Below are 26,497 nucleotides of genomic sequence, written 5' to 3' on the forward strand. Positions count from 1 at the left end.
TAATACTTTATCTGACAGGTAACCAAAGACAGGGTCCATGAACTTCAAACGGTCCGCTCATAAAAACTGAATACTGCCCCTGTAAGCCTGCGGTGCTTGTGTGCTTTTATGAAAAAATGCTCACGTACGGGGAGAAACATGATGCTGCGCGACAGAGAATCTTTGACCATACTCATTTTTCTGACTGCTGTCCTGATCTTTACAGGTCTTATCTTTTTTCAGATTCAGGGAGGCTCTTCCGAAGCCAGATCCATCTCCGCAACGGAAGACCCGGCCAAAACACCGGGACACTTCAGTATCCGGACTGTCACACCGGAAGGCCTGCCCCTGTCCGGGGTAGAAATCACCCTCACAGACAAAAACGTACAGCTCCGGAAAAGCACGGATGCAGACGGCAGAGCCCGGTTTTCCGATATCCGTGTGCAGCATTTTATCCTAACGGCAAAGGCCGAAGGATTCACAGAAAAATCCGCATGGTTCATGTCAGGAAGCTCTGAAATCCTCACCCTTGAGCCTGATATTACAAAACATGAAGTGATCCTGCGTCTCCACGGCTCCAACACCATCGGAGCAAAGTATGCTCCGGATCTGGCAGTCGGGTATCTTGAGAAACTGGGTGCAGAAAACATTCGTACGGAAAAAGGAAACTCTCCGGAGGAGCAGGAGGTTTCCGGCATGTTGGCAGGAAAAAGGCTTACGGTGGAAATCAAAGCCCATGGTTCTTCCACGGGTTTTGCTTCCTTAAAGGATGGAAGCTGCGACATCGGCATGTCCTCCCGTGAAATCAGAGACCGTGAGATTCTTGCCCTTCAGCATCTGGGAGACATGAAGGCCGTGGCTTCGGAGCATGTGGTGGGGCTGGACGGCATTGCCATCATCACCCATCCGGCCAACAGCCTGGAAACCCTTTCCGTGGATGCCATTGCCGATATCTTTGAAGGACGGATAAGGCGATGGGAAGAAACGGGAAGCCGCCTGAACGGTGGGATCGAAGTCTATGCCAGAGACGATAAGTCCGGCACCTACGACACCTTCAAGGGCTTGGTGCTGGATAAAAGAAAACTTCACGAAGGAGCAAGACGTTTTGAATCCAATGCCCTTCTTTCCGATTCCGTGACCAGAGATATCAACGGTATCGGCTTTACGGGCCTGCCCTATGTCAACCGCGCCAAAGCCCTTGCCGTGGGTACGGAGGCCGGGGGAGCCATCTTTCCCACCTTCTTCACCGTAGCCACGGAAGACTATCCCCTGTCCCGCAGGCTGTATCTGTACACGGCTGCGGCCCCGGCCAATCCCCATGTGCTGGATTTCATCCACTACGCCCTTTCCGATGAAGGCCAGAAAAAAGCTGCGGATACGGGCTTTGTGGATCTCAGCATCAAAACCTTTGCTGGTCTTGTCCCGCCCGGAGATGCCACGACCCAGATCAGCCCTCCTGTGGAAGCCTATGCCAAGGCTGTTCAGGGTGGGTTACGGCTTTCCCTCAACTTCCGCTTCCGATCCAATGTTTTTGAACTGGACAGCCGGGGCATGCGGGATCTGCAACGGGTGATTGCCTTCCTTGAAAAACCGGAAAACCATGGCAGGGAAGTACTGCTTGCGGGCTTTGCTGACAGCCATGGCGCCTATGCCTACAATCAGGAATTGTCCCTGAAACGGGCTCAGGTGGTGGCAGATGCCCTGAAAGCCCGGGGAGTGTACACGGTTGAGGCCCTTGGTGTCGGTCAGGAGCTGCCCGTGGCTTCCAATGAAACGCCTTCAGGAAGGGCCAGAAACCGGCGGGTGGAAATCTGGGTGCGGTAGCTCATCTCTTCATCCTCATGCCTCCAGATTTTTCCAGATAAATATCCAAAGAATCCTGATCAAAGAAAAAGGCAGTCATGATTATTTAAAACCTTACCTTATGCAAAAAAAACCTTCTTCAAACATTCGCACAACATTACTGGTGTTTGATTCTCAAGGCTGTTTTCATTTTTAATGACCCATAAGGGAGAATCACCATGTCCATTTTTCGTTCCAGAAAGGCCGGAGGGAAAAAAGTATCCTGCCTGCTTTCTGCATTGGCCTGCTGTCTTTTCTGCCTCAGTCTGCCTGCCTTGGCAGACTCCCCCCTGCACAGGGGAAAACCCGCAAAATATGTCTTCCTGTTTGTGGGAGACGGCCTCGGCATTCCCCACCGCCAGGCGCCGGAAGCCTTCCTTGCCGCCATGGAAGGAAAGGCCTATGGCGATGTGAAAATGACCATGAATACCTTTCCGGCCCAGGGTGTCACCACCACCTACGCCAACGACCGCTTCATCATCGGTTCCGCGGCTTCGGCCACCGCCCTTGCTTCGGGTTTCACCACCAACATCGGCTTTATCGGCATGGACCCGAATCTCAAACCCGTCCGCAGCATCGCCCAGATGGCGAAGGAAAGGGGCATGAAGGTGGGTATCGTTTCCAGCGTTTCCATCGACCACGCAACGCCTGCGGCCTTTTACGCCCACCAGCCCCACCGCAGCATGTACCACGAAATCGCCCATGACCTTGCGGACAGCGGTTTTGATTATTTCGGTGGCGGAGGACTCAGAGATCCGGAAGGGACAAGATCCAAGGCTCCCAGGGGAGATGCCCTGGAAAAAGCCCGCAGAAACGGCTACACCATCGCCACAGACCGTAGGTCCTTTGAAAAAGCCAAGCCCGGCCAGAAACTCATCGCCTGGAATGCAAACCTGCCCGATGGCAAAGCCCTTCCCTATGCCATGGATGCTACCAAAGAAGATATTTCCCTTGCGGAATTCACCCGCAAGGGAATCGAGCTTTTGAACAACTCCAGGGGCTTTTTCATGATGGTGGAAGGCGGCAAGATCGACTGGGCCAGCCATGCCAACGATGCCGCAGCCACCATCCACGACACCCTGGCCTTTGATGCGGCCATTGACGAAGCCCTTGCCTTTGCCAAAAAACATCCCAAAGACACCCTCATTGTGGTGACAGGCGACCATGAATGCGGTGGCATGACCATCGGCTTTGCAGGAACCAAATACGAGTCTGCCCACGAAATCCTGAAAAATCAGAAAATATCCTTCCAGCGTTTTGAAGATATGCTTGCGGACTACAGAAAAAGCCATCAGGGCAAAGCCTCCTTTGAAGACATGATTCCCCTTGTGGAGGCCAATTTCGGCCTGAAGTTTGACGGCACCGGCCCCATGGGACTGAAAGACTACGAAATCCGCAGTCTGAGGGAAGCCTTTGTGCACAGCATGGCCGGACTCCGGGAAAAGGGGAAGGGCGAATCTTATCTTCTTTATGGTGACTATGATCCCTTCAGCATCAAGGTAACCCACATCCTGAACCAGAAGGCAGGCATAGCCTGGACCTCCTACTCCCACACGGGTGCGCCGGTTATCACCTCGGCCATGGGTGTTGGGGAAGAGGTGTTCAACGGCTACTATCACCAGTCCGATCTTGGAAAGAAACTGCTTTCCACCATGGGCTTCAGCCCCCGTTATGCGGATGCAGCTCCCGAAACTGGGGAGATCCGTCAGGCTGCGGCAGCCGGATTCTGATACCTTATCCCCTTTGATAAAAAATGATCATGGCAGGGAATGTGCGGCATTCCCTGCCTTTTTTGAATACGCAGTACCGGAGAACGACCATGCACAAAAGCAAAACCCGTTCAGAAATCCTTCTTGTGAGCTTTTTCTTCCTCCTGACTCTCCTTCTTTTTCTTCTGCCAACGGGCTTTGAGGAACGCAAAGATCCCACTTCCCTGCGCTGCCGCGGGGAAGTGGTGGAGGTGGACAATGCCTTTCTGCGTCAGTACGGCATGGTGCGTACGGGCAGCCAGAATCTTGTCCTGCGCATTGTTTCCGGGGATATGAAGGGAGAACGTGTGCATTCTGCCAACCATCTCCTTGGAAAACTGGATCTCGACCGCCTGTATCAGGCTGGTGACCGGGTGCTTCTGGTTCTGACCCTGGATGGAGACCGCATCCGTCATGCCCAGGTCATGGATCATTACCGTCTGGATATGCAGGCCTGGCTGGCGGGTAGCTTTGCTTTTTTATTGGTGGCATTTGCCGGATGGACGGGAATGCGGGCCCTGCTTTCCTTTGTCTTTACGGGTCTTATGGTCTGGAAAATTCTCATTCCCGGTTTTTTAAAGGGCTGGGATCCCATGATCACGGCCCTTTTTGTGGTCATGCTGCTCAGTGCGGCCATTCTTTTCCTTGTGGCCGGATGGAACCGAAAAGGTTTCACTGCCTTTGCGGGCTGCCTTCTGGGCCTTTTCTGCACCGCCCTCCTTGCCCTTTTTGTAGCCCCTGCTTTTCAGCTCCACGGTGCCATCAAGCCCTTTTCGGAAACCCTGATGTACACAGGTTATGCCCATCTCGATCTCACCCGCATCTTCCTTGCCACCATCATCATGGCCGCCTCCGGTGCGGTGATGGATCTGGCCATGGACATTGCCGCCAGCATGGATGAGGTGGTGTCCCAGAATCCCCGGATCAGCCGCAGCGAAGCCATGTTTTCCGGCTTCCGGGTGGGAAGGGCCGTCATGGGAACCATGAGCACCACCCTGCTTCTGGCCTACTCCAGCAGCTACCTCTCTTTGCTCATGGTCTTCATGGCCCAGGGCATTCCCATGGCAAATATGCTCAACCTCAATTACGTGACAGCAGAATTTCTCAACACCATACTGGGAAGCTTCGGACTTCTGGCCGTGGCCCCCTTCACCGCTCTGGCCGGTGCTTTTTTTCTGGTTCCCGGAGACCGGTCATTAACGCGGAAGATCAGAAGAGAAGAACAGGACAAGCCAAAAGAAAATCTTACGACCCTGACCCAGCCATAGTTTGCTGCTCCGGCTGTTTTCAGAATGGCGCAGGTGCCATCCGGGGCCAGTTCGCCCAGGATGTCCTGCACGAACAACACCTGAGTGGAACTGGTTTCAAAGGCGAAATGCTTCTGGGCATCCTTGCCCTCCTTACCGCCGAAGGGCGGGTTGGTGAGGATGTAGTCGAAGACTTTCGGGGCCTGCTCGAACAGGGCCGCATAGGTGGCGCGACCGGTGAGGGTGTTGCCGTGCCAGAGGTTGGGCTGGTCGATGCCGTGCAGCACCAGATTGGCCAAGGCGATGGGAAAGACCAGATTTTCCTTTTCCCGACCGAAAAAGGTGTCATGCTTCAGGGTGGCGAGATCAAGGCTTGCGGCGCTCTGCCCCAGCTTGCGGGCAATGTGCTCATAGGCGATGGCCAGAAATCCGCCGGTATGGATTTCACAAAGGCAGACAGCGACTGGGTGGAAGCGATGGCCTTGGGCTGTTTTTTCCGGGAGGGCTTTCTTGTCATTCGGCCTCTTTACCGACATCCAGAAAATCGAACAGGTAGGGATCTTTAAGCGATTCCCGGGCCAGATCACTACCCGGCGCAGGCAGGCATTCGGTAAAGTTGGTAAGAGCCTTGCCGGTGCGTTCGAGAAGACGGGTCTCGATGTGGATATTCAGCACATTACGCGACCATCCATGTTCGATGGCGGCCCGGGCATAGCAAAGACGCTGTTCCGGTTGCTTCAGCCGGGTCAGCAGCACCAGGTTATGGCCCCAGGGCAATTGTCCAACAGCCTGTTGGACAATTTGCTCGTCCGGCCAGGCCTCGGCAAAGGCACGCATATACATGAGGTTGGCGCGGGAGAAGCCCCCGATCCGGGTTCCGCCGCAGCGCCGGATTCAACCCATGCATCCACCTGACTTTTCTTGAACTTCCAGAGGCGTCCTATGCGGTGCGCGGGCATGTTATGCCTGTCGATCCACTTGTACACGCTGTCGTTGCTGACCCCGTGGTTTTTGCAGATCTCATTTATGGACCACCAGCGGTCTGCCATTTCGTTCATGTTCAAAACTCCACAAACGTATTGGCTTTGCAACCTCGTCCGCCAGAGACGAAACGGGAGGACGCTGAACGCACTCCTCCCATATTAAAAAAACTTACTCGATATACGAGGAATATTCGCTCTAAGTCAAACGATCTTTACCGATTCCGATCGTATTTATTCATATGAAATGGACACCATGGGTGCTGTACCAATCTGACCGGCTAATCGGCATGGGGTGGTCTGGATTTTTTGGCCGGGAACAGGAGAACTTTCCATTTTTACAAAACCATGAGTCCTGATCCGTAAACTATCCCGCATGCAGGATCACGGCATCCTTCTCTCCGGCCTGCATCAGGACAGAGGAAAGCTCATGCATGGAAAAAGGTTTTTCCAATATGAAGTCAGGTATTTCCTTATGCTTGATCCAGTGGGGGCAGCCCGTTGTGAGAATCAGGGAAGGGTGCGGGTACAGCCTGCGTATCTGGGTGGCCAGCCTCAGACCGTTCATGGCGGGCATGGAGTAATCCAGAAGTACAAAATCCACAAGGCTGCTGTTTTCCCGAAGCCATGACAGGGCTTCTCCGCCACTCTGGACACCGTGTACCCCGTAGCCCAGAGAACGCACCATTTCTTTGAGAACTTCCAGCAGTGAGCCCTCATCCTCCACAATCAGAACAAAGCCCCTGCCCTGTACGGGCTTTTGATCCATCTCCCTGCCTTCTTCCTTTTCTGCGGCATGGGGCAGCTCAATACAGAACAGGGCTCCGGCACCGGGGCTGCTTTCCACCGTAATCAGGCCGCCATGCTCTTCAACCACTTCCCTGACCAGGGACAGGCCCATCCCATGGCCTTCCCTGTTGGCACGGGTGGTAAAAAAGGGCTCAAATATCCGCTGACGGATCTCCTCTGCAATGCCGTGGCCTGAATCTTTTACGGAAATGCGCACCCACCCTGCCCCGTCCCTTGTACAGCCCTCAATATTCAGGTGAAGAACACCGCCATTATCTTCCATGGCGTGGCAGCCATTGGTCATAAGATTGATGAGGAGCTGGTGAAGGCGGGTGGGGTTGCCATGGATACAGGCATCCGCAGCCTCATTCTGACAGCGAACAGCGATGTGGGCAGGAAGTGAGGCCCGGATAAGACGCAGGCTTTCCGTGATGAGGGGTTTCAAAGAAAAGGTATGAAATCCCCTTCCATCGGGCCTGCTGAAGTGAAGTATCTGATGAATCAGATCCCTTGCCCGGTATCCTGCGGTGACAATGGTATCCAGATGGTGGGCTTTGCGCTTTTCATCTTCTATCATTGCAGCCAGCTGGGAAGCTCCCAGAATGGAAGCAAGAATATTATTGAAATCATGGGATATGCCCGCTGTCATGCGGCCCAGTGTTGCCAGTTGGGAAATTTCCTGAAAGCGGCGTCTGAGGATCATGAGTTCATCGGATTTATGTTCTGCCAGTTCACGGAGATGTGTGGTTTCCGTATTCAGGCGGACTTCTTTTTCTGCATAGGCAGTGATGTCCAGCCCCATCCGCAACTTTCTGTTCGTGATGGCAAGGGGAATCCAGCAGAGGGTCTTTTTCCCTTCGGGCCTGACATGGGTCGTGATGGTATTGCCCTGAAGATCGGGCCTTGCACCGGGAAACTGGGAAATAAAACGACCTGAAGGATCTTTTCCGATCATGCGGGTGGCCAGCAGAGAGGCTTTCTGAATGCGGCCGTCCGGTCCTGCGAGCAGCAGGGCCTGATTTCCTGCAAGAAGCTCCTTTTCCTGCTGCCGCATGGATGCAAGCCAGCTTCGTATTCTCCTTTCCTTCCGTGCAAGAAGCCTTGCCCCTTTCCGGTGCTGGCGAAGGGCCATGCAGTGATAAAAAAACAATGGAAAAAAGGCCGCTGAAAAAAACATAAAAAAACGGGGTGCAAAGGAGATATTCCAGGAATCCGAAAGGATGCCTGCCCCCAAAATCAGCACGCCGGTCAGGGTGCTGCCCATTAAAAACAATCCGGATAAAAAACTCATGCAACCCCTTTATCCAGAAAAGGTTTCCCGGGAGAGGCAATCTGTCTTCTGTCGCGGACCCAGGAGTTTCCCTTCTGGGATTTGGCATACCCTTTGATCTGGGCCACACGGAGACTGAGTTCCGAAGAATCCATGCCCGGATGAAACTGACAGTCCACAATACCCAGAGAAATGGATACAGGAGGATACTGCCTGATGACCCCCTCTCTGGATTTGCTTTGAAAAAAACCATGATCAGAAATTTTATCCGGGTAGAGTACCCGTGTTTCCCTCTCAAATTTTTCCGTAAGATCCTTTGCAAAGGCTTCCGCCTCCGCCGGATGGGTGAAAATGACAAAATCATCCCCACCCACATGGCCGATAAAGGCATCTCTGCCACAGCAGAGGGATACGCTCTCCCGTATCAGGCGGCTTGTAAACTTGAGCATACGGTCACCGGCCTCAAAGCCAAAGCAGTCATTATAGGCCTTAAAATGGTCCAGATCCGCATAAATCAGACTCATGCGTACCTGATCCCGGCGGTATGTCTCCATGGTTTTTTCAATGCTGGTATTGCCGGGCAGACCCGTTAAGGGATTTGCCCCCCTTGCGGTTTCTACCTGAATCCGGGCCATGGCATCCAGCAGGCTGCGAACGGATACCGTTCCTTTATAAAGCCCGCCTTCCGTAATCAGAATATCATCATAAAGACGCTCCGCAGAGCGGGACATAGCAGCACGGGCCACTTCATCCAGAGGTGTCCCTGCATCCCGGATCATGGGTTCCGTGTCCATGATCCGGGCAACGCTTTTTTTGAGAAAAAGGGCATTGCCGTAGGGCGAGCTCAGGTGCCTGTCCAGATGATAGCGCATGAGAAGGCCCACAGGGCTTTTTTCCTTCAGAAGACAGATACTGTCCGTTGGCGCACGTTTTTTCAGTATCCGGCTGATTTCTTCAACGGTATCCGATGCCTGGGCAGTGATTCCGGGGCTGGCCAGATGGCCCACGCCGGAACCCTGACAGCCCGGAAAAACCTGCCAGTCAGGACTGCCACCGCTTTCTTCCACATGGTGCACGGAAGGCAGGGAGGATGCCGGCGCAACGGCATTTCCCTGCATCAGAGAAAAGCCAAGTCCGTTAAAATAACGCCTGTCCTTTTTTTTATTCACATTGATCACACCGGAGACGCACTGTATACGGCGACAGGCATCCGAGAGCATGCCCACCATCAGCGCCGCATGGTCCTGCCCCGATGCATGCTGCCTGAATGCCGAGGATTCCAGAAGAAAGAGATCCGGACGCAGGCCTGCAAGGTGGAGCAAAGAAAGGCTTTTTTCACCACCGCCGCAGATACACAGACCTGTTCCCGCATGAATGGAAAGGGCGGTGAAGGACATATCCCTGAGGGTTTCAAGATCCTCTTCCTGAATCCCCAGTACAATGCGCCGGGAAGAAACGGCTTTTTTTTCCAGAATGGCTGCCATAAATTCAGGAAAATCCGGATGCCCCATGCTTACCGGGTGCAGAAAAAAAACCAGCCGTCCTTCTTCGGGCAGATGGGCAAAGGCATCCAGAGCCACGCCAAAGTCCATCATATCGCTCTTTAATATTAAATCCTTATTTTCCAGATTTTCCAGCCAGCCCTGTCTGCCGGGCAGAAGATCTGAAACGCTTTCTTTACGGACAATCCACAGCCGGATACGCCCTGTGATGGTATCTGCAAGGGGATAAAATCGGATACCCCCCTGCCGTAAAGAATCTGGGGCAGACATGGACGTCATTTCCGGGATCATCTCTTTTCTTATCATTCCCCTGACAGGGCTCATGGACAGAACCTCCTGATCTTTACGTTACCCGGACATCCTTTATCCTCTGAATATGAGAATTGTATTTAAATGGTAAGTATTCAGCACAGTTTATTCCGAACTGCCAATGCTGTAGTTGCAGCAGCGTCTTACGGCTGCAAGGCTCCGTGGCTATTTGCAAGTGACATTGCAATCGTTTCGGATCAGAGCTTTGCAGGCCTGTGCGAAAGAAGCGGCAAACTGTCTGAGCCGCCACAAAGGCAGCGTACCAGGGCCTGCCATGGTAATAAAAAGTTTATCCTGCCTGTGGCGGGGAGTTTTTGCCGCTTCCGCACAGGGCAAGAAGCTCCCGAATAAGATTGCGTCACGGGCAAATAGCCTGGGGCCTGTGCATCTGCCTTGCAGGTATGGTACCTGAAAAACTGTGCTGAACAGTTACTTTAAATGAAATAAATATTTCATCTTCAATGCTGGATGGTTTTCACGGCTCTGTCTTTATTTTATGCCCGGAAACTTAACGGATCAAAGAAATATGCCTGTACCCAAAGGCATTGAGCAGAAGCCTTGCCACCAGAAGCACACCCACCACAACGGCCATGATGCACACGGAAAAAGCAGCCGCCTGATTCACAGCCCCCCGATCTTCCAGCATCAGAACGGAAACGGCCGCCACCTGGGTGGAAGGAGTTATGAGAAAAATCACCGCACTCAGGGTCACCATGCTGCGCATGAAGAAAAACACGGCCACGCCCACAAGGGTGGGCCACATCAGGGGCAGGGTGATTTTGCGCAGGGTCCGTATGAAAGACCCGCCCAGAGCAGCGGAAGCCTCATCATAGGTGCCTGCAATCTGTTTCATGCTGGTGGAGGCAATGAGAAACCCCTGGGCATGGTAATGGTAAACATTGCAGACGGCCAGAAGCAGCAGCGATCCATACAGCATGGCAAGGGGGCTGGAGGGATGGTTGAAGGCCAGCACATAGCCAAGGCCCAGCACCATACCGGGAATGGCTGCGGGCGCGATGCAGAGAAAATACAAGGGTCCGTCCATGAATGTACGGCAGCGTTCCGTAACCCATGCACCCAGACCCGCAGCAATGACGCCGATACCGGCTGCCATCAGCCCGATATAAATGCTGTTCCACAGGGGAGCAATGCCATTTTGCACATCAAAATTGTAATGACGCAGGGAAAACTCCATGCGATAGGGCCAGAGATGGGTAAAGCTTGCAAAAATCACCACCCCCACCACAGCAATAATGACCGAGGCCATGGGAAGGACAAGGCTGCCAAAGGCGAGATCCCTTGGAAGATGGGGCTGGATGCGCAAGGGCTGTGCCCGGTCGGAAATTTCCATGTTCCGGCCTCCGGTCAGCCATTTTTCCAGTGCAACAGCCAGTGCCACGGGCAGCAGCAGAACCATGCCGATCACTGCTCCCATCTCAAAGTTTGCCTGCCCTATCACCTGATTATAGACTTCCGTTGCCAGTACACTGTAATCTCCGCCAATGACCATGGGGTTTCCAAAATCCGTCATTACCAGAGTGAAGACCACAAAACCCGACGCCATAACGGCAAAACGGGTAGAGGGCAGGGTTACTTTTAAAAAAGTTCTTACACTGCCCGCTCCCAGAATGCGGGAAGACTCATAGAGACGATTGTCTGCCATGGCAAGGGAGGCGGAAAAAATGAGAAAGGCATAGGGGAACACATAAAGAACGCTGGCAATGACAATACCCCAGTACCCGTAAATGGAAAAATCCGTGCCAAAGGTCCGGTTGATCAGGCCATTGCGGCCCAGCAGCAGCACCAGTCCCTGGGCCTGCACCAGAGAAGGGGCAAAAACCGGTATCAGGGCAAAGAGTCGGAAGGCATTTTTAAAGGGAATGCGGGTTCTCTGTATGGCGTAGGCATAAACATAGGCCAGAATGAGGGTAATTCCCGTTGTCATCAGGGTAACGGCAAAGCTGTTGTACACAAGCCCAAGAAAGCGGGATGTTCCCATAACGGAAATATAGTTGCCAAAGCCTGCCCCTTCGGGAGTCTGAAAACTGCGGCCAAGGATATGCACCATGGGGTAGAGAACAAAAAGAACAAGGGGCAGTGCCACCAGCAAAGGCATCAGTCCCCTGAGCAGAGCTTCTCCATCTGCCCCTTTCATTTTCCGTACAAACACAGCAGGAGAAATCATCGTCAGCATCCTGCGGAAAAGCAGTCTTGGGGAAGGTTCATCTTCCTGTCGGCTCAATGCCATTCCAGTACCCTCACATTTTCCGGCTGAATGCAGAGGGGCAGGCTGGCGCCCACTTCCAGTCCCTCTCCCATGCCCTGTAATTCCGACAGAATCAGAAGATCTTTTTCCCTGCCCCCGGTACTTTCCACCCGCAGGCTCACACGGGTCAGGTTACCCAGCCGTACCACCTGATCCACAACACCGCTGAATGTACCCTCTTCCCTGCCGCAGCAGGCAATCTGCACATCTTCAGGACGGATTCCAATGATCCTCGGCCGGCTGCCTTCTGCGGCCACATGGCTTTGAAAGGGTATTTCCTTTTGGGCAGGAAGAACATTCATTTTACCGATGAACCGGGCCACAAAGGAATTTTCCGGCCTCTTGTAAATGTCCATGGGTGGTCCCGTCTGCATCACCGTACCGTCTTTCATCACCATTACCCTGTCGGCCATGGAGAGGGCTTCCTCCTGATCATGGGTTACCATGATCGTGGTAATTTTCAGATGCTGCTGCACCCGCCGTATTTCTTCCTGCAGCTCTTCCCTTACCTGGGCGTCCAGTGCGGAAAGGGGTTCATCCAGAAGCAGAAGGGAGGGTTCCGGCGCAAGTGCCCTTGCCAGTGCCACCCGCTGCTGCTGACCGCCGGAAAGCTGGTGAGGAAGTTTACGGGCATGGTCCCCAAGGTGCACAAGGGCAAGCATTTCTTCCACCCTTTTTCGGATTTTCTCACCCGGCCACCTGCGACACTCAAGGCCATAGGCCACATTGGCGGCAGCACTGAGATTGGGAAAAAGGGAATAGGACTGAAATACCACACCAAAATTGCGTTTTCTTGCCGGAAGGGAGGATAAATCCCTCCCATCCAGATACATACTGCCTCCATCGGGATACTCAAGACCGGCAATGATTCTCAGCAGGGTTGTTTTTCCACAGCCCGAAGGCCCGAGAAAGCAGATCATCTCTCCTGTTTCCACGCTTAGGGAGACATCATCCAGCGCCTTCACCCCACCAAAGGATTTACTTATTTTCCGTATTTCCAGAGACATGCTTTTCCCTCCCATTCTCCCTTCCATTGCAAAACAAAAAAGCTGCACAGGCAATAAGCCCGTACAGCCCTGTTTTTTCTAGCGTTCCAGACGCTGCTGCCAGGTGTTGAGAATCCGGTCCCTGTTGGTTGCAGACCAGTTAAAATCCATATCCACCATCACGGAGCCAATGTCTTCGGGAAGGCCTGCAGCCACAAAGTTTTTCGGCATGGTGCCGCCACTTACGGTAACAATTTCCTTCCACCTGTAGTATTCGTTCACCGCATTGGCAGAAAGTGCCCAGTCAATGAAACGCTTGGCATCCTTCTTATTGCGGGAAGATTTCATGAGACCTGTGGCTTCCAGCTCATTGCCCGCGCCCTCGGAAGGAATCACCATGGTAATGGGAAATCCTTCATCAATATTTTTGATGGCCCGGAGGGCAAAGGAGGCACCCACGGCAAATTCACCGGCACTGGCCGCATTGCAGGGCCGGGAACCGCTTTTGATGTACTGGGCAATATTTTTATCCAGATCTTCCAGATAGCGCCAGCCCTTGTCCTCTCCCTTCATCTGCAGGATGGAGGCAATCTGCAGATAACCGGTGCCGGAACTGGCAGGGTTGGGCATGACCACTTCGCCCTTGAATTCAGGCTTCAGCAGATCCTCCCATGAGGTGGGCATGGGAAGATTTCTGCGCTTCAACACTTCATTGTTCACGCAGAAGGCAGCCATGTATCCTGTGGTGGCAAACCAGCGGTTCTCTGTATCCCGAAACCGTGCGGGCACCTTTTCAATGCCTTGCGGCCGATAGGGTTCCAGCATGTTAAGAATCCGGGGATCAACCATATTGGTGACAGCCCAGCCCCAGATCACATCATGGCGGGGATTGGCGGATTCCGCCAGCATACGGGCATGGAGGTCTCCTGTGGAAAGGCGCAGCAGGTTCACCTTGATATCCGGCAGATCCCGCCGGGCAGCGGCAAGGAAGGCTGCCGCCTCATCTTCCTCGTAGGAAGTATATACGGTGATTTCACCCGCATGTACTCCGGTGGCAGGCAGAAAGGCACCCATGATTCCAGCAGCCGCAAACAGACATACCATAAAGGATTTTATTCCCCAGAACTTCATCCGGACACTCCGATGTAAAGGTTTTTTATCAGGAAAAAACAGACATTCTGTCCGTTTTTTTCCACCAGTATCGGAAGGCACCTTACGCAGGGAGTGTCAGAATAAAATATGATTTCTGTTTGTTTTTTGTGAGCAAAAAGCCCTTTTCCATGGAAAAAGGGCTGGCTGAAACCAAGGGGACTGAAATCCGGGCCTTACGGAATCCGGCGGCCTGAAGAATCAGCCACAAAGCAGGTCCATCTGTCCTGCGCTTCTCTCCCTGAACTGCTGGGCCTCAATGCTGAAAAGGGCATCGGGAACGGCCAGCATCCGGGGAATACCTATGGGCTCTCCCGTCAGGCAGCAGTACCCGTAATCGCCTTCTTCAAGAAGACGAAGGGCTTCGGTGTTTCTGTCCAGCACTTCCCGGAAACGGGCCTGTACCCGAAGCTCCTGCTCCCGCCATGTTTCGGATACGCTGCGGTCCAGCATATCAGGAACCCTTACCATATCCGCTTCACGGATCTCCCGGAGTCTTCTGCGGGCCTCCTGCACCAGCGATTCCCGCTGCTCCAGCAAACGGTCACGGAACCATGCCTTCTGCCGGGCATTCATATAAGGTTCATCTTCGTGGGGCTGATACACATCGAGAACAATCATGGATAAACCCATCTTCATGCTCCTTTCCTTAAAATTATTTTCCCGATTCTGCCGCCGCAAAGATAGAAAAACCATGTTCAGGGAATATAAGGGCCTGATTAAAATCTGGTCATTCCTGCATTCTTTCCTGCCCACCCATGGAAGCAGCCTTCGGGATCTTTTCACAAACTTCTAACAGGTTTCTCATCCTTCCTGCTCTTTGATAGCCTAAGTGTCCGCAGAGCTCTTTCCTATGGATGCTCTGATGATATGTTCATGAATGTAAGGAGAAGAAATGCGGATAGCAGGAAAAATTCAGCTTCTTGTGGGAAGCGTACTGGTACTTTGCCTCGCAATCGCTGCCGGACTGACCTTCCGGGGGCTCCATTCCCTTGAAGCCATATCCCTTGATGCCATGGCATCCCAGCTCATGGATGAAAGACAGCGACAGCTTAAGGATCTGACCGCTGCCGCTGCCCACATTGTATCCACTGCCAATTTTTATACGGATGCGGTGAATGCCCTTTCGCCCATGCGTTTTGGCGCACAGGGTCAGGATGGTTTCTGGGTAATGGATACGACGGGCATGATGTATGTTTCTGCCAGCCTTCCGGAACTCACGGGCAAGATGCAGAAGGGGCATTTTCAGGACAGCCATGGCCGGTATATGGTGGATGAAATTCTGGAAGCGGCTGCCTCCTCGGAAACCGGCTTCCTTTCCTTTTCCTTTGAAAAGGACGGAGAGACTGCGGAAAAACTGCTGGCCTACCGGCTGGTTCCAGAGTGGGACTGGATAGTCTGCGCCGATTTGTGGATGGATGATATCAAAGGACATCTGGATGCCCGGCGCATGGAACATGCCGATGCCGTTTTCCAGACAGGAAAATCCATGGCCGGAACAGGTCTTGTACTGGGCATAACGCTTTTTCTTTTTGTCCGTTGGATGACATCCCGCATCTTCGGCCCCCTCCGGGAAACGGCTTACCGTTTCCGTGAAATAGCCGAAGGGGGCGGCGATCTTACGGCCAGCGTAAGGGTATGGACCCATGATGAAGTGGGGCGGATGGCAAAGGCCTTCAATGCCTTTCTCGGGATGCTGCGTAAACAGGTGGGAGCCATCGGGCTGATTGCACAGGGCATTCAGAAGGAAGCCGTGGCCTTCAGCCATGTGGGCCGGGAGCTTGCTGAAACATCCCAGGCCGTTGAAAAGGGCACATGCGGGCTTGCAAAACAGATGGGCCATCTGGACGATGAAATGGCCTCCGTAACGCAGGCCATCCTTTCCGTGGAATCGGATACCCATAAAGTTCGTGGAATTGCAGACAAACTGAAAGAAGCCGTAGGCCTTGTGGCAGCCCAGAGCGAAAAGGTGCTGAACACAACAAAAACCACCCTTTCCCGTTCGGAAACCGCCAGCCAGCGTATGCAGAAACTGGGAGGAGCTGCCGCAAGTATTCATCGTGTGGTGGATCTGATCACAGACATTGCGGATAAAACCCAGTTGCTGGCTTTAAATGCCACCATAGAGTCTGCAAGGGCCGGAGCCGCAGGCAGGGGATTTGCCGTGGTGGCTTCAGAAATCAAGGAGCTTTCCAGAAAAACATCCGAAGCCACCGGAGAAATCCGGGGCAGGCTCAATGAAATCCTCCGTACAGCAGGGGAAGCCGGTGAAGAGATCGGTGGTATTGTGGCTGTGGCAGAAGAACTTGAAACCATGATGCAGGCCATGGCTGCGGATATGCAGAACCGCCAGCATCAGGCCGTGGATCTCAGTACAGCCATGGCAGGTATTGGTCAGGGGGTTGACAGGGTGAAGGAAAGCATTGGCCGCACCCTTGAAAATACGGGAAAAATGGCAGAAGAGGTGGAAAAGGTAAGCCATACCGCAGCCCACCTCCAGAAAAACAGCAATGCCGTGGGCAACTCCGTCAGTATTCTCGAAACCCTTTCTCTGGATCTGGGTCACAGGATGGGCCGTTTTGTGGTGGGCTGACGCCGGATCGCCTGAATCATCTCATCAAGTTTCTGGAGAAAGCGGGATCTGTCCTTTGGTCCCATGGGCTTTGGTCCGCCTGTGATTTCTCCGGCTCCGCGCAGCTCCGCAAGGAGGTTGCGGCTGGCAACCACATCCCCGATATTGCTTTCCGTAAAGGGTTTTCCAGAAGGACCAAGGACGGAGGCATTTTTTGCAATGCAACGGGCGGCAAGGAGTACATCGGCGGTCACGAGGATATCAAAGGCCTCAATTTTCTCAACGATCCAGTCATCCGCTTCATCAAACCGCCCCCCCACCACCTGAAGAGCGATTCCCTTTTCACGGGGAATCCGCATGGGAGCATTGGCAACCAGAGTCACCGGAAGACCGTAACGGCGGGCAACCCGGTAAATTTCTTCCTTTACCGGGCAGGCATCGGCATCCACAAAGATATGTAACACCTGAAAAGACCTCTCTTTCTAAATTAGCGAGTGCTTTTTCCCTGCTCCCTTCCGGAGCTTTCCAAAAAAAACAAGAAAAACAGACAAAAGCATTTCCGGAAAAAGGGCTGTGAGAAGACCCGTCGCAAGGCCTGCAAAAACAGCATCCCTATCCAGCCGGATCACATGGGTGTAGGTTTCAAAAACACTGTCCCGGACATCCTTTACAGGACGCAGGATCAGATGACAAATGGCATTGAACCCGCTTTTTCTGAAATCAATCAGGGCATTTTCAAGCAGCTTTTTCCTTTCTCTGATGGCAGCAATATTGGCACCGCCATCCCGGAAAACCGGATCTCCTGTTTTTTCGTAGTGATCAATAAGGCGGCCAAGATCCCCTTCGAAATAACGATCCGCATCCCTTTGAAAAAGGGCAAGACTGCGCATGGACTCCTGGAGACGAGACTCCAGACTTTTACCATAGGCGTCCAGAAAGCCGGGAATCTGGACGCCTAAAAGCACCCCTCCCATAAAAAGAAGAAGGCGGGCATAGGCATAAAGTCTCACGATCATCCCCTCACCTCCCCGGATCGTCTGCTGCAATCGTTTCAAAAAAAATACCTTTTACAGCTTTCTGCCCCCACCCTGCCCCCTTTTCCAAGGGCTTATCGGGCATATGTTTTCAAAATTCCCAGAAGCTCCGATTTTTTAAAGGGTTTGCTCATGTATGCGGTGCATCCGGCAGCCAGAAGCTCCCCTTCCATCTCCTTCAGGGCATGGGCCGTCAGGGCAATGATGGGGGTTTCATGCTTTCCATTTTCCCTTTCCCACTGCCGTATATGCCGTGCGGCCTCAAGTCCGTCCATGACGGGCATTTCCTTATCCATAAAAACCAGATCAAAGACGCTTTCCTTAAATTTTTCAAAGCCTTCTCGCCCGTTGGCCGCCACCTCAAGCCTGTGGGGTATGTTCTTCAGATTAACGGCAAAGAGGGTCTGATTGACCACATGATCCTCCACCAGCAGAATGGAAAGGGGGCGCAGGCCTTCTTCGGAAGCACCCTCCCCTGCCCGGGAGGCAGCAGCTTTTTCCTTTAAGATATCTGCCCCTGAAAAAATGATTTTCAGATCAGAGCCTTTCACCGGCTTGACCAGTTTTACGGGAATTCCCAAATGACTGGCCTTTGATATCTGCTCAGAAATTCCATCGGAAGTAAGCAGAATAACCGTATTGCCAAGGTCTCCATAAAGCTCCAGAATCTTCTCCGCCGTCCTGAACCCGTCCATGCCCGGCATCCGGGCATCCAGAAGAATGCGGTCAAAGGATCTCGCGGAAAGGGCTTCCAGCACCGCTTCTCCGCTTTCAACGCCAAGCACCTCTGCCCCCCACTCCCCAAGCATTCTCCCAAGGATGCTTCTGCTGCCATCATGGTCGTCCGCAAGGAGAACCGAAAGACCTGCTGCCCGGAAATCCCTGACATTGTGAACGACTGTATCCGGATCAAAAATACAGGTGAAGGCAAAGGTACTGCCCCTTCCGGGTTCACTTTCCACCCAGAGCCTTCCACCCATGGCCTCCACAAGCTTCTTGCAGATGGCAAGCCCAAGGCCAGTACCTCCGTATTTGCGGGTGGTGGCAGCATCGGCCTGCTGAAAATCCTGAAACAGCCTCCCTTGGGCTTCCTCAGAAATCCCTATGCCTGAATCCTGAACGCTAAAAAGAATTTCCAGCCTCTCTCCCCGGCTCTCTTCCCGCACCGCCACCAGAATCTCACCCGCTTCGGTGAATTTAATGGCATTGCCGATCAGGTTGGTCAGCACCTGACGCAGACGGGCAGGATCACCCACAAGCTGCCAGGGCAGATCCGGGTGGATGTCACAGAGAAACTCGATCTGCTTTTCATGCACCTTGAGGGCCAGCACCTCGCACACCGTTTCAACCAGGTCCGGAAGGTGGAATGAAATTCTTTCAAGCTCCAGCTTCCCTGCCTCCACCTTTGAGATATCAAGGATATCATTGACAAGATGGAGAAGGCTTTCCCCGGCGTTGCGGATAATATCCACAAAGCGCTTCTGCTCATGATCCAGCCTGGTTTCCCACAGAAGGTCGGCCATACCGAGGATGGCATTCATGGGTGTTCGGATCTCATGGCTCATGTCCGCAAGGAAACGGGTCTTGGCCTGACTGGCCGCTTCAGCGGACTCCTTGGCAATTCTGAAGGCCTCGGCCTCCTTCCTTGCGGTGACATCCTCCAGAATCCCCTGAATATAGAGGGGGTTTTTATGTTCGTCATAAATCATGCCCGCAGACAGGGATACCTGCATGATCTCCCCGTTTTTTCTGTACATTTCCGTCTCAAAATTGTGCACAATGCCGTGTTTTTCAATAAGTCCCACAAACTCGCTGCGTTTTTCAGGATTCACATACTGCTTTTTCGCATCCCCATGCTTTTCAAGGGCTTCTTCCATGGATGTATAGCCACAGATTGTTGCCATGGCCGGGTTGATGGTCAGGATACGTCCCCCCATGGATGCCTGAAAAATCCCCACGGCCACATGCTCAAAAATTCCCCGGTACTTTTTCTCGGACTCATGGAGTTTTCTGTAAAGCTTCGCGTTTTCAATGGAAATACCCACCTGGGCGCAAAGGATGTTCAGAACCTGCACACGATCCCCTGTAAAAACCCCTTTGGCCCCGTTGTTTTCAAGGTAGAGAAGCCCTGTCAGCTTTCCCTGCTGGATAATGGGCATACAGAGAAGGGATAAGATCTTTTTGTAAACCACCTGGGTATCATGGGCAAAAATTCCCTCGCCCGAGGCGTTTTCCAGCACAAGCTCCCTGCCTGTCCGTGCCGTGTAATACACAATGGAAGGGACAAGGACGTCGCAGGCATCCAGCGCAAGGCCATCGGGAAAAACCAGAGGTTCGGAATCGGAAGCCGCAAGGGCCTGCACCATGAGACTGTCCCCTTCTTTCAGGATCAGAGCTCCCTGCTGCGCCCCGGCATTTTCAATGAGATAGCCCATGATTTTTTTCAAAAGCTTCGCATAATCCACCTCACCCGAAAGGGCCTGGGAAATTTTCACGATGCTCATCAGATCCAGAGCTTCCCCTCCCGTATCCAGAGAGCTGGAAGAGATGGAAGTCATCGGCCCAAAACGCCTTTCCGATACCGCAAGACCTGCCAGAAGTCCGGGATGGCGGCGTTCCATGGCCCCGGTCCGCATTCTGGCTCCCCAGAGGGTGTAGGCATAATAGGCTTCTTTCATGTACAGGGCCGCAGGCTTCTCATCTCCCTCACCCATGAGAAATTCCCCATAAAGCTCATTGGCAAGGGCCTCATCCTGAAGAAAACCACTGGCACGGGCCAGCCCGATGGCCTCCCTGTAATGGCCCATGGCGTTAAGAACGCTGCCCCGGATACGGCAGCGTTCGGCCTCCACAAGATGCCAGCGGTGAAGGTGGTTCATGGGAGCATGCTTTGCCCATTTCTTCATTTTTTTCTGACTGGCAGCCACCTTCCTTAAAAAACGCCGTTTTTCTGATCCCGAAAGCAAGGGCAGCCTGCCCAGCCGGATCAGGGATTCATAAAAGTAAAAAAAAGGCAGGGCAAAGGTAGAACGGGCACCCGCAAGGTTCTTTTCCACGATTTCCGCACTCTCCAGTGCCCTGCAAAGGTCACCGGAAAAATAGGCCTGTACGGTAAGATTCAGATGCCTGTGGAAAAGGGGCATGATGTCTTTGCCTTCCGGCTGCCCTCGCTCAGGATTTTTTCCGCAGGAGCTCTCGTCGGTATCCGCATCCCTTCCCATGAGCAGCAGGGCTGTTCTGTAGTAATCATCAATGACATGGAGGGGAATGGTCTGCCGGATGCCCGAAGTCATGGCCCGGTACTGCTGTATCTGATGCACCACCATTTCAAGGGGCTTTCCCGCGGCATAAAGGTGCAGGCAATAGACCATGGCGGACAGGGCCGCAAATTCGAAATCTCCCCTGTCAAGGCAGAGCCGGGAGGCTTTGGCCAATTCATCCAGCGTGGCATCCAAAGGCTCCTTCCAGTGGCGGATGAAGGCATTGCAGACAAAAACAACCCGACCCTCAATCTCGGTGGCATGGAGCTTTTCCACAAGCCTTTGGGCAAGTTTTCCAAAATCATTGCCCTTCTCCACATCGCCCATCACGCCACAGAGAATAAGCCCGTAACCGGCAAAGACATAGGGGGCTTCCCGTGAGAGGCCATGTTTCAGAAGAAGAGCAATTCTTCTGAAGGAAAGAACGGGAGAAAGCCGGGGCATTACCAGATAGGCGGTGGGAGCCAGCATGGTCATGATCCGGAGCACGGCCTCCTTTACAGGATCTTCCATGGCAGGAAGGGCCAGAAGATCCTCCATGGACCTGCCCGCCAGAAGGTAGCGGGTCTTTATAAGGCCCACGAGCAGGTGGGGGACTCCCGGATCTGAAGGAAGCTTCACGCCTGAATCTTTAAGAAAGGAAAGGGCAATTTCTATGGTTTTAAGGGGCTGATTCTTTGCTGCACAGGCATGCATGCGGGTAATCACCACGCCGGTCCGATCCAGCGAACTGCGGGCATTGCGGGTGACTGTCCGGGCCATGGCTTCCATTTCTTCATATTGGCCTGTAAGGTAAAAGGCCTCTGCGGCTGCCGTATAAAGGTCAAGGGTAAGGTCGTAGTGCTTTTCCCACGGAGATTCAGGAAGCCAGGAGATTCCATGTTGAAAATAGTCCGAGGCCGCATCAAAGGCCGCAGAGGCTCTGGCCCTGCGTCCGGCGGCAAGGTTTAAGGCACTGAGCCCTTCCCCTTCCTTTTCCAAAACCTCCGGACAGTCACGACCCAGATTAAAATGGTTTACAATCTCAAAAAGGTGTTCCTCCTGCCCCTCGGAAGAAAGGGAGCCCAGCAGCAGACGCCCCACCCGGGCATGTACCGTTTTTTTATGATTCTCCGGGATCATGGAGCCTGCGGCCTGCTGCACCCGGTCATGGAGGAAACAGTAGCGGTTGGAAACACCTTCCCTTTCATGGGAAAGCCCCTCCACCGGAAGCACGCTTCCTGTAAATGGACCGGGAATATCCCCTGTTGCCATCACAAGCCCCGCCTTCAGTGCAGGCCACAGCTCCGAAAAGGTTTTGGTCAGGGGTTTTTCCCGGACAATGGAGAGGACGTCAAGGTCAAAGCTACTGCCGATGCAGGCGGCAAGCTGCAGAATTTCCTGGGTTTCTTCGGGCAGTTTCCCAAGCCTTGCCACCATGAGATCAATGACGTTATCCGTCATCCCAAGGCCTTCTATCCCAAAAAGATCCCAGACCCAGCGCCTGTTTTCCCTGTCAAAGACCAGCAGCTTTTCAAGGTGGAGGGTTTCAAGGAACTGATTAAGAAAAAAGGGATTGCCCCGGGTCTTTTCCAGACAGCGCTCCGCAAGGGGGCGAACCTCCTTCTTTTCGCAATGGAGGGTATCGGCAAGGAGCTGTTCCACGGAGGCAGGACTCAGGGGACTGAGGACCACAGCCCCAACAGGCACACCCGCCTTCCGGATTTTTTCCAGAACGGCTGACAGGGCATGGGTTTCATCCACATCCTTGTCCCGGTAGGCAAGAATGAAAAAAAGATGGCGGGTGCCGGGGCCGGTCATCAGGTATTCCAAAAGGCTTAAGGATGCGGCATCGGCCCACTGCATATCATCCAGAAAGATGAAAAGGGGCTGACCTTCCCGGACCAGCACCCGGAGAAAGTCCTGAAACACATGGCAGAAACGGTTTCTGGTTTCAGAGGCAGACAGCTCCGGAGCAGGGGGCTGGGAACCAATGAGCCATACCAGCTCAGGAATGACATCACTCATTACACCGGCATTGTTTCCCAAAGCTTCCAGAATCTTTTCCCGCCAGATACTAAGCGCATCCTCCCCATCGGCAAGCAGGGTCATAATCAGCGCACGGAGGGCCTCCAGTATGGGGGCATAGGGCACACTGCGTTTTAAAGGATCAAATTTACCCTCAATAAAAAATCCCCCCTTCTCCAGCCCGTGTTTCCGGATTTCACGGACAAGGGCGGATTTTCCCATACCGGCAGGCCCGCTCACAAGCAGGATGCCCGTTCTCTGGTAAGGGTCACTGAAGATCTCAAGGGCTTTTCCCAGAGCCTCGCTGCGTCCGTAGAGTTTCTGGGAAATTTCAAACCTTTCAAAAAGATCCTCTCCACCGGGAAGAAAGGTATCGATACGCTTCTTTGCCTGCCACTGATCCAGACAGTTCTGAAGGTCTGCAACAATCCCTGAAACGGACTGGTACCTGTCTTCCGCCATTTTTGCGAGAAGTTTCAGGATGACAGCGGAGACGGCCTCGGGAATCTCAGGTCTCAGCTGATGGGGAGGAAGCGGCATTTTTGCGATGTGGCTGTGCACAAGCCCTAAGGGGTCTTCGGAGTCAAAGGGAAAACGGCCCGTAAACATGAAATAGAAGGTCGCCCCAAGGGCGTAGAAATCACTGCGGTAATCCACTGCCCGGCCCATGCGTCCGGTCTGCTCCGGCGACATGCAGACAAGGGTTCCCTCCAGCACATTGGGATTCAGGATGGCCTGATGCTCACGGGAAAGTTCCGTGGAAACACCGTAATCCATCAAACGCAGGCTGTCTGTTTCCGGATTGTAGAGAATATTGGAAGGATTGATATCCTTGTGTATGACCTGCTGGCCGTGGATGCGGTCCAGGGTTTGTGCGATACGGATGGCAAGGGAGAGAAGCTCTTCAAGGCTTAAGCTGCGGGAGGCAAGGAAGGCTTCCAGGGTCTCTCCCCCCATATCCTCCTGCACCATGGCGTGGGAGTTCCCGAATCTTTCAAAGCCCAGAACCCGGATACCCCCATGGTCGGAGAGTTTCAGCCCGATCTCATATTCCCGTCTGAAGCGGGCGATCTCATCGGGGGACGGGTAGTCCCGGTTCAGGCATTTAAGGATGACGGGAAGGGCATCCGCCTCCCTTGTGGCACGAAAAATGACCGAACGGGCACTCTGAAACAGAAGCTCCCGGATCTGATACCCTGAAATGTTCTGCCATTTTTCGTCCATTGCAGACCTTTAATGATGCAGACCTTTTGTGGCCGCCGGAAAAAGGGAGGGAGAGGAAGTCAAAAAAATAACGGACTTATCATACACCAGATCCATTCATCTGTGCAATCGGACTTACGGTGGTGGAATAAGGCATCGAAATATACCCCACCATTCCAAATCTGAGGTTTGATATTAAGGATAATACTGATAGCTTACTGTAAGGGAAGTTTATGAAAAATCAGCAATAACAACCTCCACTTCATCCCCCATGATTTCAGACCCCTTTACTTCTTTTTTTGACGAGCAACTCTGCGGACCGTTTCAGATCCTCGATGTAGTTCTGATCAGCCTGCTGCTGAACTTCGAGGCGGCGTTTTGCAGCAAAGTGATCATATTGGCTACTGGCATAATCCAGAGCCTGCTGATGTTTCATGTTCCCTGCATTTTCCAGAGCGGGTAATTCAACATCATTCAAGAACTTATCGAGAAAAAGCTCCCAGTCGGCCATTCGAATGGTCTGGCGACGCTGGGCACGGAATTCAGCCTGATCCAGAAACATGACCGTAATACGATTCAGAGTATCTATTTCTTCTTTGTCCAGATAGTTTTTGGCGGTTCCCACATCGGCTTTCAGTACCCGTGAGCCTTTCCAGCTGGTAAGCCCCATGTTAGGCAATTCAGCATTGGCACGCTTCTTTACAATTTCCGCTGCTGTAAGACCGGTAGCGGCATAGTGCATCTTATTCTGCATGGTAGCAAAAAAAAGCCGTGTTTGTTTTTCCCCTTCCTGATAGTCACTGGCCAGAGCAAAAATATTTCTGATCATCAGGTAAACCCTTGCTTCGCTGGAACGGATTTCCCGGATACGAGCCAGAAGCTCATCAAAATAATCTGTAATGCCCGCAGTTCCCTTAAGCCGGTCATCATCCATGGTGAAGCCCTTGACCAGATATTCACAGATCCGTTCATTTGCCCATTTTCTGAACTGGGCACCTCGTCTGGACCGAACCCGAAAACCAACGGCAAGGATCATCTCCAGATTATAATGATCAATCAGGCGCCCTACCTGTCTTGTACCTTCCATTTGAACTATCCGGAATTTCCGGACAGTTGTCTCTGGCAGTAATTCTTCATCATCGAAAATATTCTGTATATGTTCATTTATAGTACGAACATCTTTTTGAAAAAGCTCCGCAATAAGCTTTTGGCTCAACCAGACGGTCTCACCTTCCAGCCGCACCTGAACCGGACCGCCTGCCCCCTGCCCCTGATACAGCAATAACTCCCCCTGGGGCCGTTTTTCTTCCTTATTTTCCATCAAAAAACCTCGCTGAGAATGAACACTATCTCTTTTTTCATCGGTTCATTTTTTTTGTAATTATTCAGCACAATTTATTTCGAACTGCCAATGCTGTAATTGCAGCAGCTTCGTATTGTTGCAAGGCTCCGGGGCTATTTGAAAGTGACATTGCAATCGTTTCGGATCAGAGCTTTGCAGGCCTGTGCGAAAGAAGCGGCAAACTGTCTGGGCCGCCACAAAGGCAGCGTGCTTAAGCCTGCTATGGCAATCAAAAAGCTTATCCTGCCTGTGGCGGGGAGTTTTTGCCGCTTCCGCACAGGGCAAGAAGCTCCCGAATAAGATTGCGTCACGGGCAAATAGCTTGGAGCCTGTGCATCTGTCTTGCAGGTATGATATGAAAAACTGTGCTGAACAGTTACCATTTTTTTTAAATTTTCTTCCCCCTAGCGCAGGATTTCCCTCGCTACTTCCACCTTTCTCCCCGTATTACGCAACTCAAGGAAGTAGGTGACCAGACGCAGTCCTTCAGAAAGCCGAACACCTGAAACAGTGTTGATTTACCGGTTCCGTTTGCACCGACAACCACACAGAAAGGGGAGATGCCAGACATCCGGACATCCTGAAACAGCTTGAAATTTTTCAGGCGAAGCGATTCTATTCTCATGATATGCCTCGTTATTCCATTTCCAGCATTTCATAAAATGCAAGCTGGGTTGCTTGTGCTGCGTTAATCCCTGCGGGTCCGCCAGTGTTTGATCCGTCGCAGCCGCTGTTTCCGCTGCCATTCACCTGGCAACAGACAACCTCCACAGCCTGAATGCCGAACACTTAAAAATCTTTTTTATACCCTTTTCCGCTGGAATACCACCCTGCAAACGGCCCTTTTAAAAAAGCTGCCTTTCACGAAAAGGCCGGGCATTGTCTTTCTGCAAAAAGACAGATAAGAAAGATTCCTGAGAATAAAACAGGGCGTTTTTTCTACAAAAGGGAGCCCCTTTTACCCGCCCCCTCATTTCCCTCACCTGTGACATTACACTTTCTTATGGGATGG

The 26,497-nt window shown here is 52.7% G+C and carries 17 protein-coding genes and 1 pseudogene; 4 read left to right on the forward strand and 14 right to left on the reverse strand.

The window, feature by feature from the left end; genetic code table 11:
* Positions 1-138 precede the first annotated feature (138 nt).
* The 3 genes from LZ24_RS05950 to LZ24_RS05960 all read left to right on the forward strand — a co-directional run bounded on the left by LZ24_RS05950 (position 139) and on the right by LZ24_RS05960 (position 4,837).
* The gene (locus LZ24_RS05950; protein WP_186442965.1) at positions 139-1,803 is read left to right on the forward strand and encodes a substrate-binding domain-containing protein; all 1,665 of its coding nucleotides are present in this window, start codon (positions 139-141) and stop codon (positions 1,801-1,803) included.
* A gap of 197 nt (positions 1,804-2,000) precedes the next feature.
* Positions 2,001-3,551, forward strand: coding sequence for an alkaline phosphatase (locus LZ24_RS05955; RefSeq protein ID WP_144683439.1), 1,551 nt, complete (start codon positions 2,001-2,003; stop codon positions 3,549-3,551).
* 89 nt (positions 3,552-3,640) lie between these two features.
* Positions 3,641-4,837, forward strand: coding sequence for a YibE/F family protein (locus LZ24_RS05960; RefSeq protein ID WP_144683442.1), 1,197 nt, complete (start codon positions 3,641-3,643; stop codon positions 4,835-4,837).
* A 68-nt stretch (positions 4,838-4,905) separates the two neighbouring features.
* On the opposite strand, the pseudogene LZ24_RS05965 reads toward LZ24_RS05960, so the two are convergent.
* From LZ24_RS05965 to LZ24_RS06005, 9 genes and pseudogenes are all read right to left on the reverse strand, one after another.
* Positions 4,906-5,352, reverse strand: a pseudogene (locus tag LZ24_RS05965) (N-6 DNA methylase); the annotation flags it as partial.
* Positions 5,330-5,659 carry a DUF1016 N-terminal domain-containing protein gene (locus tag LZ24_RS05970; protein WP_246118531.1) on the reverse strand — a complete coding sequence of 110 codons (330 nt, stop codon included), beginning with the start codon at positions 5,657-5,659 and terminating at the stop codon, positions 5,330-5,332. The pseudogene LZ24_RS05965 and the gene LZ24_RS05970, both read right to left, overlap by 23 nt.
* Positions 5,563-5,874 (reverse strand): helix-turn-helix domain-containing protein, encoded by a 312-nt coding sequence (locus LZ24_RS18135; protein ID WP_144683445.1) that lies wholly within the window; start codon positions 5,872-5,874, stop codon positions 5,563-5,565. The genes LZ24_RS05970 and LZ24_RS18135 overlap by 97 nt, the downstream gene beginning before the upstream one ends.
* Before the next feature lie 289 nt (positions 5,875-6,163).
* The gene (locus LZ24_RS05980) at positions 6,164-7,876 is read right to left on the reverse strand and encodes a hybrid sensor histidine kinase/response regulator (protein ID WP_144683448.1); all 1,713 of its coding nucleotides are present in this window, start codon (positions 7,874-7,876) and stop codon (positions 6,164-6,166) included.
* On the reverse strand, positions 7,873-9,627 hold the full coding sequence (locus LZ24_RS05985) for a GGDEF domain-containing protein (protein ID WP_186442966.1): 1,755 nt from the start codon (positions 9,625-9,627) through the stop codon (positions 7,873-7,875). Before LZ24_RS05985 ends, LZ24_RS05980 begins: the two co-directional genes overlap by 4 nt.
* Before the next feature lie 547 nt (positions 9,628-10,174).
* Complete coding sequence (locus LZ24_RS05990; protein WP_144683454.1) at positions 10,175-11,914, reverse strand: ABC transporter permease subunit; 1,740 nt, start codon at positions 11,912-11,914, stop codon at positions 10,175-10,177.
* A complete protein-coding gene (locus LZ24_RS05995; RefSeq protein ID WP_222427551.1) occupies positions 11,905-12,954 on the reverse strand; it encodes an ABC transporter ATP-binding protein in 1,050 nt (349 codons plus the stop codon). The genes LZ24_RS05990 and LZ24_RS05995 overlap by 10 nt, the downstream gene beginning before the upstream one ends.
* Before the next feature lie 63 nt (positions 12,955-13,017).
* Positions 13,018-14,022, reverse strand: a complete 1,005-nt coding sequence (locus LZ24_RS06000; protein WP_144683572.1) for an ABC transporter substrate-binding protein — start codon at positions 14,020-14,022, stop codon at positions 13,018-13,020.
* Positions 14,023-14,268: 246 nt separating this feature from the next.
* Positions 14,269-14,700, reverse strand: a complete 432-nt coding sequence (locus LZ24_RS06005; RefSeq protein ID WP_222427552.1) for a TraR/DksA family transcriptional regulator — start codon at positions 14,698-14,700, stop codon at positions 14,269-14,271.
* Positions 14,701-14,962: 262 nt separating this feature from the next.
* Between LZ24_RS06005 and LZ24_RS06010 the strand changes: the two genes are divergently transcribed.
* On the forward strand, positions 14,963-16,660 hold the full coding sequence (locus LZ24_RS06010; RefSeq protein WP_144683463.1) for a methyl-accepting chemotaxis protein: 1,698 nt from the start codon (positions 14,963-14,965) through the stop codon (positions 16,658-16,660).
* Here LZ24_RS06010 and LZ24_RS06015 read toward each other — a convergent pair.
* From LZ24_RS06015 to LZ24_RS18050, 5 genes are all read right to left on the reverse strand, one after another.
* Positions 16,630-17,103: a YaiI/YqxD family protein gene (locus LZ24_RS06015; RefSeq protein ID WP_144683465.1), complete on the reverse strand. Its 474-nt coding sequence runs from the start codon at positions 17,101-17,103 to the stop codon at positions 16,630-16,632. The two genes, LZ24_RS06010 and LZ24_RS06015, sit on opposite strands and share 31 nt — an antisense overlap.
* A gap of 18 nt (positions 17,104-17,121) precedes the next feature.
* The gene (locus LZ24_RS06020; protein WP_222427553.1) at positions 17,122-17,694 is read right to left on the reverse strand and encodes a DUF2937 family protein; all 573 of its coding nucleotides are present in this window, start codon (positions 17,692-17,694) and stop codon (positions 17,122-17,124) included.
* Positions 17,695-17,747: 53 nt separating this feature from the next.
* Entirely contained in the window at positions 17,748-24,164 is a 6,417-nt protein-coding gene (locus LZ24_RS06025) for a response regulator (protein ID WP_144683471.1), read from the reverse strand.
* Between the two features lie 256 nt (positions 24,165-24,420).
* A complete protein-coding gene (locus tag LZ24_RS06030; protein ID WP_144683474.1) occupies positions 24,421-25,464 on the reverse strand; it encodes a virulence RhuM family protein in 1,044 nt (347 codons plus the stop codon).
* Between the two features lie 445 nt (positions 25,465-25,909).
* Entirely contained in the window at positions 25,910-26,110 is a 201-nt protein-coding gene (locus LZ24_RS18050) for an AAA family ATPase (protein WP_144683477.1), read from the reverse strand.
* Positions 26,111-26,497: the final 387 nt, after the last annotated feature.

Source organism: Desulfobotulus alkaliphilus (assembly GCF_007830435.1).
GTDB classification, from domain to species: Bacteria; Desulfobacterota; Desulfobacteria; order Desulfobacterales; family ASO4-4; genus Desulfobotulus; species Desulfobotulus alkaliphilus.